We start from the raw sequence: 12784 nt of genomic DNA on the forward strand, positions 1-12784 counted from the left end.
TGGCGACAATCATGCAAGTAAAGGAATCGCTCCGGGGACTTTCTCCGTACCAGCCGGGAAAATCGATCGAAGAAGTCAAGCGGGAATATGGCTTGCCTGAGATTATCAAACTTGCTTCTAACGAGAATCCGTACGGTTCGTCGCCAGCGGCAAAAGCGGCCATCGCCGCTGGGCTTGACCGCCTCGCCGTCTATCCGGACGGCTGCGCCCGCACGTTGCGCGAAAAGGTGGCGAAGCATCTTGGCGTCAAGGAAACACAGCTTCTCTTTGGCAACGGTTCGGATGAGGTGGTGCAAATTCTTTGCCGCGCCTTTTTAGAGCCGGGCGTGAATACGGTGATGGCGGCGCCGACATTCCCGCAATACCGGCATAATGCCATCATCGAGCGGGCCGAGGTGCGCGAAGTGCCGCTTGTTGATGGACGTCATGATTTGGAGGCGATGCTTGCGGCGATCGATGAAAACACGCGCATCGTCTGGATTTGCAATCCGAACAACCCGACGGGCACGTATGTGAATGATACCGAGCTGCGCGCCTTTTTGGACCGCGTGCCGCCGCACGTGCTCGTCGTCGTGGATGAAGCGTACTACGAATATGTGACGGCGCCCGACTACCCGCAAACGGTGCCGCTTTTAAACGAGTACGAGCAGCTTGTCGTGATGCGCACATTTTCGAAAGCGTACGGCCTTGCCGCGCTCCGCGTCGGCTACGGCGTGGCGAGCGAGGCGCTCATCCGCGCCGTCGAGCCGGCGCGCGAGCCGTTTAACACGTCGGCCATTGCCCAAGCGGCCGCGGCGGCCGCACTTGACGATCAAGCGTTCATCCGCGCCTGCGTCGAACGAAATCGCGCCGAGCTTGAGCGGTATTATCGCTTTTGCGAGGAGAACGGCCTCAAGTATTATCCGTCGCAAACGAACTTTTTGTTCATTGATTTCGGGTTGGATGGCGACGAAGTGTTCCGCTATTTGCTGGAGCGCGGCGTCATTGTCCGCTCGGGCCAAGCGCTTGGGCTGCCGACTGGCGTGCGCGTGACGGTCGGCGCGAAAGAGCAAAACGACCGGGTGTTGGAATTCGTTTCGCAACTGCTTCGGGAAAAACAGCTCGCCTGACCGTTCGGTGGAGGAATGGATAGAGAGACCCGCCCGTTGCCTTTCGAAAGCAGCGGGCGCACGTTTACATAAAGTAGGTGGGACGATTGGAAGGAAAAGTATTCATTGTCGGCCTCGGCTTGATCGGGGGATCGATTGCATTGGCGATTAAAAAAGCGCATCCGGAGGCGATGATCATCGGCTATGATGTCAATGAGCGGCAGCTCGGCTTGGCGCGCTCGCTCAAGGTGATCGACGAAGCTGCCCGTTCGCTTGAAGACGGATACGAACAGGCGGATTTGATCGTTTTGGCTGTTCCTGTCATGCAGACGGAGGCGCTGCTTTCGTCGATGCCGCTCGAGCGGTTGAAGCGCGGCGTCATCGTCACCGATGTCGGCAGCACGAAGCAGCGCATCGTCCAAGGCGCCCGCCGCCTGTTGGACCATGGCGTAGTATTCATCGGCGGCCACCCGATGGCCGGGTCGCATAAAAGCGGCGTGGCGGCGGCAAGGGCTCATCTGTTTGAAAACGCCTTTTACATTTTGACGCCGACGGACGATGTGCCGCTCAAGCAAGTCGAGGCGTTGAAACAGTGGCTTGCGGGAACGAAAGCGCAGTTTGTCATCTTAACGCCTAAAGAGCATGACCGCATCACTGGCGTAATCAGCCATTTTCCGCATTTGATTGCCGCGAGCCTCGTTCATCAGGCGCGTGAATATGAGAGCGAAAACGCCCTCGTCAGCCGGCTGGCGGCTGGCGGCTTCCGCGACATCACCCGCATCGCGTCGAGCAATCCGGAAATGTGGCGCGACATTTTCATCCATAACAAGCATGAACTGCTTGCGCTCTTTGACCGCTGGATCGCCGAAATGGAGCGGCTGCGCTCGTTTGTGGAAGAAGAAAACAGCATCGCCATTTACCATTACTTTTTGGAGGCGAAACAGTTTCGCGACGGGCTGCCGTCGAGAACGAAAGGAGCGATTCCGTCGTTTTACGATTTGTATGTCGACGTGCCGGATTATCCGGGCGTCATTTCCGAAGTGACCGGCTATTTAGCCAAGGAAAACATCAGCATTACGAACATCCGCATCATTGAGACGCGCGAAGAAATTTACGGCGTGCTCCGCCTCAGCTTCCAAAGCGAAGACGATCGGGCGCGGGCGAAAGCGTGCCTTGCCCAGCATACGAATTATGCCATCTATGAAGGGTAGCAACAAAAAACAGTGGAGGGGTTTCGATGCAGCTGCCAACGAACGTATCATCGCTTCGAGGGACGATTGAAGTCCCCGGCGACAAATCGATTTCCCATCGCGCCGTCATGCTCGGGGCGCTTGCTTCTGGACGGACGGTGATTGACCATTTTTTGCCTGGGGCGGACTGTTTAAGCACGATCGACTGTTTCCGGAAACTCGGCGTCGACATTCGCCGGGACGGGACGACAGTCGTTGTCGAAGGAGCCGGCCCCGGCGGGCTGCGCGAGCCGGCCGCGGTGCTTGATGTCGGCAACTCGGGAACGACGGCGCGCCTGTTGCTCGGCATTTTGGCCGGCCAGCCGTTTCACGCTTGCCTTGTCGGCGATGAATCGATCGCCAAGCGGCCGATGGGGCGGGTGACGAAGCCGCTTCGCGAAATGGGTGCGCATATTGATGGGCGCGATGGGGGCAATTATACGCCGCTTTCCATCCGCGGCGGCGCGCTTCGCCCGCTTCGCTACACTTCGCCGGTGGCGAGCGCGCAAGTAAAATCGGCCATTTTGCTTGCCGGCTTATTCGCTGACGGCGTGACGTCTGTTTCCGAACCGCACCGCTCGCGCGATCATACCGAGCGGATGGTTCGGTTGTTTGGCGGTGAAGTGAGTGTGGATGGCTTGACCGTCTCGGTGGCTGGCCCGCAACGCTTGCGCGGAACGCACATTTACGTTCCCGGCGATATTTCGTCAGCCGCCTTTTTCCTTGTCGCCGGCGCCATTGTGCCGAACAGCGAAATTACGCTGAAAAACGTTGGCTTAAATCCAACGCGGACCGGCATCATCGATGTGCTTACACAAATGGGGGCGGATATTGCGATTGACAACGTCCGCAACGAGGAAACCGAGCCGGTCGGTGATATTACGGTCCGCACGTCGACGCTTCGGGCGGTCGAAATCGGCGGGGATCTCATTCCAAGATTGATCGACGAAATTCCGATCATTGCCTTGCTCGCGACGCAGGCGGAAGGAACGACCGTCATCAAAGACGCGAGCGAACTGAAGGTGAAAGAGACGAACCGGATCGATACGGTCGTCACCGAATTGAAAAAATTCGGCGCTGACATTGAGGCGACCGATGATGGCATGATCATCCGCGGCAAAACGCCGCTTTACGCTGATGGGATCGTTGTCGACAGCCATGGCGACCACCGCATCGGCATGATGCTCGCCGTTGCCGCCTGCATCGCCAAAGGGACGGTCCGCCTCGAGCGTTCGGAAGCGGTCGCCGTTTCCTATCCGGCGTTTTTTGCTGATCTCCGTTCGCTGCTGTAAGGCCTCCCGCCCCAAGCGGGCGGGCGGTCATATTTTGCGTTGTTCGTTCATATATTGTCAGTGAGAGGGATTGGCTTCGTATTTTTTTGAAAGCGGATACATCCCGGTTTTCGGCCGAAAAACGGCGCACCTTTCAGACAGCGAGCGGTTTGGTTGCGGAAACGGCCATGATCGATTATCATCATTCATGTTCCCGTTGTAACGGTACATAACGATTTGAATGGCAAAGGCGGATGGGCTCCTGTGGGCGCCCGGCCGCCTGCCGCAAGAGAGGGCTGACGAAACCATGACACGCGTCGAACAAATCATTCGCTTAGTGGAAAACGGAAACGTCGATCAGGCGTTGGCGCTCGTGCCGAAAGTGAAAAAATATGGAAGTGATGAAGAAAAATACGCGCTTGCCGACTGCTTGTACGGATGGGGAATGCCGGAAGAGGCGAAGGAGCTGCTTGAGGAGCTGACCGCCCGCTATCCGGATGACGGCGACATTCGCTTGTTTTTGGCGGAAGTGTATACGGAGCTTGAAGCCGAAGAGGAAGCGCTCGCCATTTTGTCGGAGATCGACGAAGACGATCCGCAGTTTGTCCGCGCGTGCCTTCTTGCCGCCGATTTGTACGAAATGCAAGGGCTGGCGGAAGTGAGCGAGCGGAAGCTGCGTCAAGCGTACGAGAAAGCTCCAGATGAGCCGATCGTGCAGTTTGCGTTAGCTGAGCTGTATTTTTCGCACGGTGAATACTCAAAAAGCGTGCCGCTTTATGAACAGGTGCGGAAGACGAATAAGGAGATGGCCGGCGTCTTGATCACCGAGCGGATCGCTGAGGCGCTCAGCCGTTCCGGGGAATTCGAGGCGGCGCTTCCGTATTATGAGGAGGCGCTCAATGAAAAAATGGACAGCCGGACGCTGTTCGCCTACGGATTCACTGCGTTGCAGGCCGGCTATACGCAAACGGCCATCGATAAGCTCAGCGCTTTAAAAGAGCTCGATCCGGACTACACCCCGCTTTACCTTTATTTAGCCAAGGCGTATGAGCAGGAAGGGAGGCTTGAGCAAAGCTATGAAACGGCGCAGGCCGGCATCAGCGTCGATGAATGGAACAAAGAGCTCCGCCTTTACGCAGGCAAGCTGGCGCTCAAGCTGAACAAGCCAGAGGAGGCAGAGGAGCATTTGAAAAAAGCGCTTGAGATCGATGGCGGGTACATCGAGGCGCTTACGGTTTTATCAGCGCTTTGGCTAAACGAACAGCGCTATGAGGATGTCGTAGCGCTTCTCGAGCAGGCGATGGCCGATGGCGAGTACGATCCGCAGTTTGAATGGGACCTTGGGCGCGCCAAACATCGGCTTGAGATGTACGACGATGCATTAAATCATTACGGCGAGGCATATAATTTCTTTAAGCACAATGTCGAGTTCCTCGAAGAGTACGGATATTTTCTCATCGAGGAAGGAAATCGGGCGGCGGCGAAAGAAATATTTCAACAGATCCTTCGTCTCGACCCAACCTATACGGAGGCGGCGGAGATGCTGCTTGAGCTCGAAGAGTAGGGGAGAAGCGGTGGCCAAACCTCTTTCTTGGAAACCGACCGAGGGGGAAGCGCACAATGACGCACGTATCCGTCAATGAGAAAAAAGAGTTTATCCGTTGGTTTTTAAGCCACTATCAGTTGAAGCGGCGCGAGTGTGTCTGGATTTTAAACTATTTGATGAGCCATGACCAGCTCATGCAAAAGGTGCATTTTGTCGAGAATGCCCAATATTGCCCGCGCGGCATCATTATGTCGACCCATTGCGTTGATGATGTGCCGTTTCGCTTTTACAAAGGCAATGTCATGACGACTGATGCAGAGAAGTCGTTCCACGACATCCGTTTAAACCGCGACGAAGATATTTACATTCAACTGAATTTCCGCGCTTCTTTTCACTCGCCGCAATATGTCGCCGTGCTTGAGGAAAACCCGTATGCGCCGAAGCAGGCGCAAGTGAGCGAAAACGACCAGCGCCTCGCCGAGCAGTTTTTAGAACGCTCCATTTACGAATTCCGGCGCGGGCGGCTCATGAAGCTGATCGATGAGGCGCTTGACCGCCATGATGAAGAGGCGTTCCGCCGCCTGACCGATGAATTAAACAAATTGTAACAGCCTTGCCGCCGGCAAGGTTTTTCTTTTGCCGAAAAATATGGTATGGTGATGGAGGGAATAAACTTTAAAGGCAAAGGAGAGTACGAATGAAGTGGACAGGCGAGGACGTCGCTCTCTATGAACGAGAGCGCGACTACATCGACACGGCGCTCCTTCCGCTTTTGCCGGTGGCTCTCGGCCAAGGAGCGAAGCGGCTCGCTTCCGGCGGGGAGCTTGTTCAGCTCATCGCGGCCGAGGTCGAGCGGCAGCTAAGGGGGCGGGTGTTTTTGCTGCCGCCGTTTGTGTATTTCGCCGATGAACCGCGGGCGCAGCTTGCGGAAAGGCTGGCAGATTGGACCAACAGGCTTAGGCGGGAAGGAATGAAGCATCTGTTTTATGTGACATGCGATCGTGCGTGGCAACAGGAGGGGGAAGCGAGCCGCGTTTGGTTCGTTCCGGTTGTTCCGCTCGAGAGCATGGGTGAATCGTACAAGCACGAGCTTGTCAGAGAGCAGGCCGCCGAGCTGCTCCGCTTTCTCATCGGCCGCTGGGCGCAAGAGTAGACGCGGCAAAGTCCGACGTTTTGCCGCCTGTGATATTGACCTTGTCCAGCAATTGAGCTATCATTAGAATGTCCTAGTTTTCCATATGTGTTATACATACAATCGTCCGGTGTGGACTTGATTTTGCATAGAGGGGGGAAGACGATGAGCGACAACAAACATCGTGTAACGAGACGTCAGTTTTTAAACTACACGCTGACCGGCGTCGGCGGCTTTATGGCGGCAGGGATGCTGATGCCGATGCTCCGTTTTGCTTTCGATCCGATCTTGAAGGATGAAGCAGGGACGGAGATGGTCGCGGTAGCAGACGTCAAAGAGATTACGACCGAACCGAAGCGCTTCGACTTTAAAGTGAAGGTGAAAGACGCTTGGTATGAGTCGGAAGAGCCGAAATCAGCCTGGGTGTACAAGGATGAAAAGGGGGACATTATCGCCCTGTCGCCGATCTGCAAACACCTTGGCTGTACGGTCGACTGGAACACGGATAAAGAGCATCCGAACCAGTTTTTCTGCCCATGCCACTATGGGCGCTATGAGAAGGACGGCACAAACGTTCCGGGGACGCCGCCGCAAGCTCCGCTTGACCGTTACGAGTACAAAGTGAAAGACGGCAAGCTGTATTTAGGCAAGGCGAAACCAAGAAAGGAGGCGTAATGCGTGTTAAACAAGCTGTATGACTGGGTCGATGAACGCTTAGATATTACGCCTTTATGGCGGGATATCGCCGATCACGAAGTTCCGGAACACGTCAACCCCGCCCATCACTTTTCCGCCTTTGTCTATTGTTTCGGCGGGCTGACGTTTTTTGTCACGGTCATTCAAATTTTGTCAGGCATGTTTTTGACGATGTACTACGTCCCGGATATTAAAAACGCGTGGGAATCGGTGTATTATTTGCAAAACGAAGTGGCGTTCGGCCAAATTGTGCGCGGCATGCACCACTGGGGGGCGAGCCTCGTCATCGTCATGATGTTTTTACATACGCTGCGCGTCTTTTTCCAAGGGGCTTATAAGAAGCCGCGCGAAATGAACTGGATTGTCGGCGTATTGATTTTTATGGTGATGATGGGTCTTGGCTTCACCGGCTACTTGTTGCCGTGGGATATGAAAGCGCTGTTTGCGACGAAAGTCGGTTTGCAAATCGCGGAAGCGACGCCGCTCATTGGCCCGGCCATTAAGACGCTGTTAGCTGGGGACCCAGAAATTGTCGGCGCGCAAACGTTGACGCGCTTCTTTGCCATTCACGTCTTCTTCTTGCCGGCCGCTTTACTCGGCTTAATGGCAGCGCACTTTTTAATGATTCGCAGACAAGGCATTTCCGGTCCGCTATGATCGGTCGATCCCGCGTTTAGAGGCGATAGAAAAAAGGAGGGAACCACGCAATGCATCGCGGAAAAGGAATGAAATTCGTCGGCGATTCCCGTGTTCCCGCGGTGAGAAAACCGAATATTCCAAAGGACTATTCGGAATATCCCGGGAAAACGGAAGTGTTTTGGCCGAACTTCCTGCTCAAGGAATGGTTGGTCGGATCGGTCTTTCTCGTCGGTTTCTTATGCTTGACGGTCGCCCATCCGTCGCCGCTTGAGCGGATCGCCGACCCGACGGACACGACGTACGTGCCGCTGCCTGACTGGTATTTCTTGTTCTTATACCAATTGCTTAAATATTCGTATGCGTCTGGTCCGTATACGGTCGTCGGCGCGATCATCATCCCAGGGTTGGCGTTTGGCGCGCTCCTATTAGCGCCGTTTTTGGACCGCGGCCCAGAGCGCCGTCCTTGGAAGCGGCCGGTAGCGACCGGGATGATGCTGTTGGCGCTTGCGGCGATGATTTATTTGACATGGGAATCGGTCGTTACACACGACTGGAAAAAAGCAGCTGAACAAGGGAAAATTCGTGCCGAAGTGAAAATTGACACGAACGCGGAAGGTTATAAAATCGCGCAGGCGAACACATGTACATCGTGCCACGGACAAAACTTGTCCGGCGGCGCTGGTCCGTCGCTCATCGGCACCGGCTTGAAACCAGAAGAAATCGCGAAAATCGCGAGAGAAGGGAAAGGCAGCATGCCGCCCGGCGTCTTTAAGGGCACGGATGAAGAATTGAAAAAACTGTCCGAATTCATCGCTGGACTAAAAGCGGAATAATCGTTTCGACACGAAAAAGCTGACTCGCGTTAGTCAGCTTTTTTCGTGCCAACATGAAACCGAGGCGAGGTGCAGATGATGGCGTGGCTTTATGCGCTGTTGGCTTCCCGGCCGGTTGTTTGGCTGCTCTTGTTCGTCAACACGGCGGGCACTATATATGGATATTATTGGTATCGTTATCAACTTGCCGATACGCCGCCCGTTTTTTTGCCGTTTGTTCCCGACAGCCCGACGGCGAGCCTTTTTTTTCTTGTCGTCCTTGTGGCATGGCTTTTCGGCAGGTCGGCGCCGCTTTTTGAAGCGTTGGCTTTGGTGACGCTTGTTAAGTATGGAATTTGGGCGGTCGTTATGAATGTGCTCGTTTGGCGCGTCACCGGCACGCTTGATTGGGCCGGCTGGATGCTCATCGTTTCGCACGGGGCGATGGCGATCGAAGGAATGCTGTACGCCCCGTTTTATCGATTCCGCTTCCTTCACCTTATGCTGGCGGCCGTGTGGACGCTGCATAACGATGTCATCGATTACGTCTTTGGCATGATGCCTCGCTATAGTGTGCTGGCTGACTACGCCAACGAAATCGGCTATTTTACGTTTTGGTTGAGCATCGCATCGATTGCCGCTGCGTATCAGCTTGGCGTCCGCCTCCGGCGCCATCCGCTTCTGCCGGGCGACATGTCTTTCCGGCAGGCATCAGAGTAGAGCGTTGAACACAAGGAGGAACGTTGGGCGGAAGCTTTCTGGCAGTTGCCTGGTCTACTCTTGTCCACTCCTTCATACATTGTACTAGTGGATGAGGGAGGGACGATGATGAAGCGAATCGGGCTAGCCATGCTGTTGTCGCTCGCCTTTTTATGGCCAGCGCCCATTGGCGCGGCTGGACAAACAAACGGTTGGGAGCAGTTGGACGATATTTCCGACGAGGCGCTGCAATTGGCGAAAAACGGTCGTTTTGCCGAAGCAAAAGAAGTGCTCCGCTATTTTTCCGAGCGGTTTTTCGCCCTTGGGGCAAAAGAACGGTTGAAGTCGGCCGATGAATTGCGGGCAGTGACCGTGACGCACGAGCAGGCAGTCAAGGCGATGACGGCGCCGATCCCCGCGGAAGACAAAGTGGCGGCGATCACCCAGTTTCGCCTTGTTGTTGACGCCATCCATTCGACATACCAGCCGCTTTGGACGGAGATGGAGGCGGCTGTCATGGAGGCGTTTGCTGCGGTCGAAAAGGCGGCCCAGCAAGGCGAGCAGAAAGCGTATGCCGCTGCCCTCCGCCAGTTGCTTGACCGCTATACATTGATCGAGCCGAGTGTGAAAATCGACGTGCCGCCGAATATCGCGACAAAGGTCGATGACGATCTGGAGGCGTTGCAGGCCGCCGCGTTTTGGCAACGCAGCGAAGACGAGCAGCGCGAGCAACTCGCCGATGCACGTCAAGATCTTGAAGCGCTGTTTGCCGGGGTGAAAAAGGACGAAGCTGACCCGTCGCTCATTTGGATGATGATTTCCACTGGCGGAGTGATCGTGCTGACGCTGACGTACGTTGGCTGGCGGAAGTACAAAGGAGAAAAGGAAGAGAAGCGGGCGCGGCAGCCGGAAGACTAAGCACTGGCGCTTTTTGCGAGGGGGAAACGTTTCCCCCTCTTTTTTGTTTTCCCGTTGCTTTGTGCAAGCACCGCCCCGGCACTTTCAAGCGGCGCTTGCCGGGCTTGTCCCGGTTGGGCTTTCGCGCCAGCGGCTTTTCATGGTTCCAGCGGCCGTTTCTGTTCGTCGAGCGTAAACCCTTCGCCGAGCACATCATGCACATCGGTGACGGCGACGAATGCATGCGGATCAACGGATATAATGACACTTTTTAAGCGCGGCAGTTCGTTTTTGGCGACGACGCAATACAAGACATCACGGTCGCGCTTCGTATACGAGCCGCGCCCTTTCAGCACGGTGACGCCGCGCTCCATCTCTGTCAAGATCCGGTTGGCGATCTCCTCGCTTTTTTCTGAGATGATGGTCGCCCCTTTTGCCGCATAGCCGCCTTCCTGCAGAAAATCAATGACCCGGGCAGCGATAAAGACGGCGACCAACGTATACATCGCCTCGCGGTATGACAGGTAAAGAAGAAGCGACAACGTGATGACGGTGGCGTCAAAGGCAAACATCGTTTTGCCCATGCTGATGCCTTTATATTTATGGACGAGGCGGGCGATAATATCGACGCCTCCGGTTGTGCCGCCGTAGCGGAAAATAATGCCGAGGCCGACGCCGATAAAGACGCCGGCAAACAATGCTGCGAGCGTCATGTCATGTCGAAGCGGCATATGAATCATGTAGCGTTGAAAGATGGACAAAAAGACGGAAACGGCGACCGTGCCGATGACGGTATAGAGAAACGTCTGGCGGCCGAGCAGCTTCCAGCCGATGAAAAAGAGCGGAATGTTGAGCGCCAAGTTGGTGATCGCTGGATCCAGTCCGAACAAAAAATACAGAAGAAGCGTAATGCCGGTAAACCCGCCTTCCGCCAAATTGTTTTGCATGTTGAAATGAACGAGCCCGAAGGCGAAAATGGCGGCGCCAAGCAAAATAAACAGGCAGTTTTTGACCTTTAGTCCGAAAATCATACCTTCCCTCCGTCCGCAAAAATAGTCGGCGCCCTTAATTATAGAGGAACTTGTCCATATAGGCAATGACGAGCGAAAATGGACGGAATGGACAGCGGGCGAAAACATTTGTCAAATGCGCCGCTTTTCGCTAACATGAAAACAGACGAGGTGACAAGCCATGCAGGAGAAAACGATGAAACAAATGCAACAGGAAGTGGATGACTATATCAGTCAATTCAAAGAAGGCTATTTCAGCCCGCTCGCCATGCTGGCGCGGCTGACGGAAGAGCTCGGCGAGCTGGCGCGCGAGGTGAACCATTACTACGGGGAAAAGCCGAAAAAGGCGACCGAACAAGAAAAAACGGTGGAAGAAGAGCTGGGCGATTTGCTGTTTGTGCTCATTTGCTTCGCTAATTCGCTCGGCATTGATTTGCAGGCGGCGCACGAACGGGTGATGGACAAGTTCCGCACCCGCGACCGTGACCGCTGGACGCGGAAGGAGGAAGGATCATGACGATTCGCATCGTCATCGCGGGACCGCGCGGCCGCATGGGCCGTGAAGCGGTCGCGCTCGTGCAACAAACGGATCACTTTGAACTGGCCGCGGTCATCGACCGCCGTCACGATGGCCAAAACTTAGCGGAGATCGACGGGTTTTCCGGCGTCAACGCCCCGATTTACACCGATGCGGCCCGCTGTTTTACCGAGGTGAAGCCGGATGTATTGATCGATTTGACAACGCCGGAAGCTGGAAAGCGGCATACCGAGCTGGCGTTGCGTTATGGCGTCCGTCCGGTCGTCGGCACGACCGGATTTACGCCAGAAGAGATTGAGCGGCTCACCGAGCTGGCCGAGGAGAACGAAATCGGCGCCATCATCGCGCCGAACTTTGCCGTCGGAGCGGTGTTGATGATGAAATTCGCCCGCATGGCAGCCAAATATTTCACTGATGTAGAAATCATTGAATTGCACCATGATCAAAAGCTTGACGCACCGTCCGGAACAGCGTTGAAGACGGCGCAGCTCATTGCCGAAGTGCGACCGTCGAAAAAGCAAGGCCACCCGAACGAAAAGGAAACGCTTGCTGGTGCGCGCGGCGCCGCTTACGACGGCATCCCGATCCACAGCGTCCGTCTGCCGGGCTTTGTCGCTCATCAAGAAGTGATTTTCGGCGGCAACGGCCAGACGTTGACGATCCGCCACGATTCGTTCGACCGCCGCTCGTTTATGTCCGGGGTGAAGCTGGCAGTGGAAACGGTGATGCATTTACATACGCTTGTCTATGGGCTGGAGCATATTTTGGAATAGTGTGCAAACTGCGCAAACGGGGGAGAATGGAATGAAAATCGCGTTAATTGCCCATGACCAAAAAAAGGAAGAAATGGTCGCATTTGCGACCGCCTATGCGCCTGTGCTTGCAAACCATGAATTGTACGCCACCGGCACGACCGGCTTGCGCATCCAGGAGGCGACCGGTCTTCCAGTTCATCGCTTCCAATCGGGGCCGTACGGAGGCGACCAAGAAATCGGGGCGATGATCGCCCGCAATGAAATGGATCTGGTCATTTTTTTCCGCGATCCGCTCACCGCCCAGCCGCATGAGCCGGACATCAGCGCATTGATGCGTCTTTGCGACGTCTATGCCGTGCCGCTGGCGACGAACATCGGCACGGCCGAGCTGCTCATCCGCGCGTTGGAGCGCGGCGATTTGGCATGGCGCAGCATTGTGCGCGGACGGACAAAAGGCGGGGAGGAATAGGAA

The 12784-nt window shown here is 55.4% G+C and carries 15 protein-coding genes; 14 read left to right on the forward strand and 1 reads right to left on the reverse strand.

Annotated features, from left to right (window positions below):
* Positions 1 to 11: 11 nt before the first annotated feature.
* The 11 genes from hisC to ypjB all read left to right on the forward strand — a co-directional run bounded on the left by hisC (position 12) and on the right by ypjB (position 10030).
* Positions 12 to 1109, forward strand: a complete 1098-nt coding sequence (hisC, locus tag LG52_RS04385) for a histidinol-phosphate transaminase (protein WP_044731017.1) — start codon at positions 12 to 14, stop codon at positions 1107 to 1109.
* Between the two features lie 86 nt (positions 1110 to 1195).
* Positions 1196 to 2299, forward strand: a complete 1104-nt coding sequence (locus tag LG52_RS04390) for a prephenate dehydrogenase (protein ID WP_044731018.1) — start codon at positions 1196 to 1198, stop codon at positions 2297 to 2299.
* Positions 2300 to 2325: 26 nt separating this feature from the next.
* Complete coding sequence (gene aroA / locus LG52_RS04395; protein WP_044731019.1) at positions 2326 to 3609, forward strand: 3-phosphoshikimate 1-carboxyvinyltransferase; 1284 nt, start codon at positions 2326 to 2328, stop codon at positions 3607 to 3609.
* A gap of 286 nt (positions 3610 to 3895) precedes the next feature.
* Positions 3896 to 5152: a tetratricopeptide repeat protein gene (locus LG52_RS04400; RefSeq protein WP_044733089.1), complete on the forward strand. Its 1257-nt coding sequence runs from the start codon at positions 3896 to 3898 to the stop codon at positions 5150 to 5152.
* Between the two features lie 56 nt (positions 5153 to 5208).
* Positions 5209 to 5742: a ReoY family proteolytic degradation factor gene (locus LG52_RS04405; protein WP_013144907.1), complete on the forward strand. Its 534-nt coding sequence runs from the start codon at positions 5209 to 5211 to the stop codon at positions 5740 to 5742.
* An 89-nt stretch (positions 5743 to 5831) separates the two neighbouring features.
* A complete protein-coding gene (locus LG52_RS04410; RefSeq protein ID WP_044731020.1) occupies positions 5832 to 6287 on the forward strand; it encodes a YpiF family protein in 456 nt (151 codons plus the stop codon).
* Positions 6288 to 6431: 144 nt separating this feature from the next.
* Positions 6432 to 6941 carry a ubiquinol-cytochrome c reductase iron-sulfur subunit gene (locus LG52_RS04415; RefSeq protein WP_044731021.1) on the forward strand — a complete coding sequence of 170 codons (510 nt, stop codon included), beginning with the start codon at positions 6432 to 6434 and terminating at the stop codon, positions 6939 to 6941.
* A gap of 3 nt (positions 6942 to 6944) precedes the next feature.
* A complete protein-coding gene (qcrB, locus tag LG52_RS04420; RefSeq protein WP_011231676.1) occupies positions 6945 to 7619 on the forward strand; it encodes a menaquinol-cytochrome c reductase cytochrome b subunit in 675 nt (224 codons plus the stop codon).
* 50 nt (positions 7620 to 7669) lie between these two features.
* Positions 7670 to 8434, forward strand: coding sequence for a menaquinol-cytochrome c reductase cytochrome b/c subunit (locus LG52_RS04425; protein WP_044731022.1), 765 nt, complete (start codon positions 7670 to 7672; stop codon positions 8432 to 8434).
* 78 nt (positions 8435 to 8512) lie between these two features.
* On the forward strand, positions 8513 to 9133 hold the full coding sequence (locus tag LG52_RS04430) for a DUF1405 domain-containing protein (protein ID WP_044731023.1): 621 nt from the start codon (positions 8513 to 8515) through the stop codon (positions 9131 to 9133).
* Positions 9134 to 9241: 108 nt separating this feature from the next.
* Complete coding sequence (gene ypjB, locus LG52_RS04435; RefSeq protein ID WP_044731024.1) at positions 9242 to 10030, forward strand: sporulation protein YpjB; 789 nt, start codon at positions 9242 to 9244, stop codon at positions 10028 to 10030.
* A gap of 137 nt (positions 10031 to 10167) precedes the next feature.
* Here the strand turns inward: ypjB and LG52_RS04440 are convergent, their stop codons facing one another.
* Positions 10168 to 11040, reverse strand: coding sequence for a YitT family protein (locus tag LG52_RS04440; RefSeq protein WP_044731025.1), 873 nt, complete (start codon positions 11038 to 11040; stop codon positions 10168 to 10170).
* 160 nt (positions 11041 to 11200) lie between these two features.
* Between LG52_RS04440 and LG52_RS04445 the strand changes: the two genes are divergently transcribed.
* The 3 genes from LG52_RS04445 to LG52_RS04455 are packed head-to-tail and all read left to right on the forward strand — an operon-like array spanning position 11201 to position 12781.
* Positions 11201 to 11536: a nucleotide pyrophosphohydrolase gene (locus LG52_RS04445; protein ID WP_044731026.1), complete on the forward strand. Its 336-nt coding sequence runs from the start codon at positions 11201 to 11203 to the stop codon at positions 11534 to 11536.
* A complete protein-coding gene (dapB, locus tag LG52_RS04450) occupies positions 11533 to 12330 on the forward strand; it encodes a 4-hydroxy-tetrahydrodipicolinate reductase (RefSeq protein ID WP_044731027.1) in 798 nt (265 codons plus the stop codon). Before LG52_RS04445 ends, dapB begins: the two co-directional genes overlap by 4 nt.
* 31 nt (positions 12331 to 12361) lie before the next feature.
* On the forward strand, positions 12362 to 12781 hold the full coding sequence (locus tag LG52_RS04455) for a methylglyoxal synthase (protein ID WP_044731028.1): 420 nt from the start codon (positions 12362 to 12364) through the stop codon (positions 12779 to 12781).
* Positions 12782 to 12784: the final 3 nt, after the last annotated feature.

Origin of the sequence: Geobacillus kaustophilus, from assembly GCF_000948285.1 — a bacterium.
Classification (GTDB): Bacteria; Bacillota; Bacilli; order Bacillales; family Anoxybacillaceae; genus Geobacillus; species Geobacillus thermoleovorans_A.

What these genes read in the sequence shown, in the direction of transcription:
- hisC (WP_044731017.1), top strand. Translation starts at nt 12, where the DNA reads ATGCAAGTAAAGGAATCGCTCCGGGGACTTTCTCCGTACCAGCCGGGA.
- aroA (WP_044731019.1), top strand. Translation starts at nt 2,326, where the DNA reads ATGCAGCTGCCAACGAACGTATCATCGCTTCGAGGGACGATTGAAGTC.
- LG52_RS04400 (WP_044733089.1), top strand. Translation starts at nt 3,896, where the DNA reads ATGACACGCGTCGAACAAATCATTCGCTTAGTGGAAAACGGAAACGTC.
- LG52_RS04405 (WP_013144907.1), top strand. Translation starts at nt 5,209, where the DNA reads ATGACGCACGTATCCGTCAATGAGAAAAAAGAGTTTATCCGTTGGTTT.
- LG52_RS04410 (WP_044731020.1), top strand. Translation starts at nt 5,832, where the DNA reads ATGAAGTGGACAGGCGAGGACGTCGCTCTCTATGAACGAGAGCGCGAC.
- LG52_RS04415 (WP_044731021.1), top strand. Translation starts at nt 6,432, where the DNA reads ATGAGCGACAACAAACATCGTGTAACGAGACGTCAGTTTTTAAACTAC.
- LG52_RS04425 (WP_044731022.1), top strand. Translation starts at nt 7,670, where the DNA reads ATGCATCGCGGAAAAGGAATGAAATTCGTCGGCGATTCCCGTGTTCCC.
- LG52_RS04430 (WP_044731023.1), top strand. Translation starts at nt 8,513, where the DNA reads ATGGCGTGGCTTTATGCGCTGTTGGCTTCCCGGCCGGTTGTTTGGCTG.
- ypjB (WP_044731024.1), top strand. Translation starts at nt 9,242, where the DNA reads ATGAAGCGAATCGGGCTAGCCATGCTGTTGTCGCTCGCCTTTTTATGG.
- LG52_RS04440 (WP_044731025.1), bottom strand. Translation starts at nt 11,040, where the DNA reads ATGATTTTCGGACTAAAGGTCAAAAACTGCCTGTTTATTTTGCTTGGC.
- LG52_RS04445 (WP_044731026.1), top strand. Translation starts at nt 11,201, where the DNA reads ATGCAGGAGAAAACGATGAAACAAATGCAACAGGAAGTGGATGACTAT.
- dapB (WP_044731027.1), top strand. Translation starts at nt 11,533, where the DNA reads ATGACGATTCGCATCGTCATCGCGGGACCGCGCGGCCGCATGGGCCGT.
- LG52_RS04455 (WP_044731028.1), top strand. Translation starts at nt 12,362, where the DNA reads ATGAAAATCGCGTTAATTGCCCATGACCAAAAAAAGGAAGAAATGGTC.